Origin of the sequence: Halomonas sp. NO4 (genome assembly GCF_010994375.1) — a bacterium.
Taxonomy (GTDB): Bacteria; Pseudomonadota; Gammaproteobacteria; order Pseudomonadales; family Halomonadaceae; genus Halomonas.
On sequence record NZ_WHMA01000083.1, the window covers coordinates 1 to 1,576 of the forward strand.

Sequence of the window (1,576 nt, forward strand, 5' to 3'; positions counted from 1 at the left end):
GCGGCTCCATCGGCGGCCGCCCCGGCCGCTGGCGGGGCTGGCCGGCGATCTGCGGCGCAGCCTGCTCGCCGCCTCGGTCTGGCCGCGCCAGCTCGCCGGCTCGCTGCTGGTGACGGCGAGCTACGCCCTGGTGTTCGCCTGCGCGGCGCGTGCCATCGGCGTGACACTGCCCTGGGCCACGCTGCTGGCCCTCGCGCCGCCGGTGCTCATCGCCATGCTGGCACCCGTGGCAGTGGCCGGCTGGGGCGTGCGCGAGGGCGCGGCGGCTCTGGCGTGGGCGGCGGTGGGGCTGCCACCGGCCCAGGGCGTGGCGGTCTCGGCAGCCTACGGTGGCCTGGTGCTGGTGGCGAGCCTGCCCGGCGCCTTCTGCCTGCTGGTGGACCTGGCGCGGCGTCGCCGCATCTCAGGGCGCGGCAGTGGAGGGCTGTCGCAGGGCGAGGTCGAAGAGGGTGTCGTCGCCGCAGGGCAGGGCGCGCGTCGCCGGGCGGGGCGCCTCGGCCAGGGTGACGATGGGCGCGAGTGTCAGACCGGGCCGGCCGGAACCGATCAACAGCGGCGCCACCAGCAGGTGCAGGCGATCGAGCACGCCGGCCTCCAGGAAGCGCGACACCGTGTCGCCGCCGCCTTCCACCAGCACCCGTGCCAGGCCGCGTTCGGCCAGCAGGTCGAGCACCCCGGCCGGGGCAAAGCCGCCGTCCTGGAGGGGGAGTGTCAGCCGGGTCACGTGGGCGGCTGGTGCGTCGGGCCGCGTCACCCCCTCGCCGATCAGGTGAAGCGTGGGGGCTGCGGGGTCGCTCAGCAGCTGCAGTTCGGCGGGCACCCGGCCGCGGGGGTCGAGAATCACCCGCACCGGGTGGCGCCCGCTCACGTGGCGCACGGTGAGCCGAGGGTCGTCGGCGGCCGCGGTGCCGGCGCCCACCACCACGGCATCGACCAGGGCGCGCAGGCGGTGCAGGTGAACCCGGCTCTCGCGGCCGTTGACGTAATGGGAGTGGCCGCTCTCGGTGGCGATGCGCCCGTCCAGGCTCTGGCCGAGCTGGGCGATGGCCAGGCGCCCGCGGTGGGCCGCCACCGGGGCGAGGCTATCGAGCAGCGCACCCGCCGCCGTGCTGACGGGCACGGCGGCCTGCCAGTCGCCCACGGCGGTAAGGCGCAGGACGGCCTCATCCAGCGACTCGCCGTGGGTCGCACGCTGCAGCCACTCCCAGGCCGCGGTGAGATCGAGTTCAGGGGCGGGGTCGCGCATGCTGGCTCCGTCGAGGGATGTCATCGGGCAGGATGCGTCGAACGCCGCGTCTTCACAAGCGGCGGCGGACGCCCAAGGAGTGCGACATGCATCAGGTAGAACGCGCCATCTTCGACCTGCGACGTGGATTGCCGGTACTGATCGGAGCGGCGCCGACGCCGCTGCTGGTGCAGCCGGTGGAGGGTGCCGCCGAGGCCGCGGTGGCGAGCCTCGCCGCCCGAACCGCGGCCCGCCCGGCGCTGGTGCTCAGCCGCCATCGCCTGGCCTGGCTGGGGTGCCACCGCGACAGCCCGGCGCGGCTCCCCCTGCCGCCCGGGCTCGAGGGGGAGC

The 1,576-nt window shown here is 76.0% G+C and carries 1 protein-coding gene and 1 pseudogene; one reads left to right on the plus strand and one right to left on the minus strand.

The window, feature by feature from the left end; all coding sequences use genetic code 11:
- Positions 1 to 403: 403 nt before the first annotated feature.
- Positions 404 to 1,246: a RibD family protein gene (locus FEF15_RS19155; RefSeq protein WP_163561066.1), complete on the minus strand. Its 843-nt coding sequence runs from the start codon at positions 1,244 to 1,246 to the stop codon at positions 404 to 406.
- An 86-nt stretch (positions 1,247 to 1,332) separates the two neighbouring features.
- On the opposite strand from FEF15_RS19155, the pseudogene FEF15_RS19160 reads away from it, so the two are divergent.
- Positions 1,333 to 1,576 (plus strand): annotated as a pseudogene (locus tag FEF15_RS19160) (GTP cyclohydrolase); the annotation flags it as partial.

Bases quoted from the DNA above. Each gene is read 5' to 3' on its own strand.
- FEF15_RS19155 (WP_163561066.1), bottom strand. From the start codon at position 1,246: ATGCGCGACCCCGCCCCTGAACTCGATCTCACCGCGGCCTGGGAGTGG.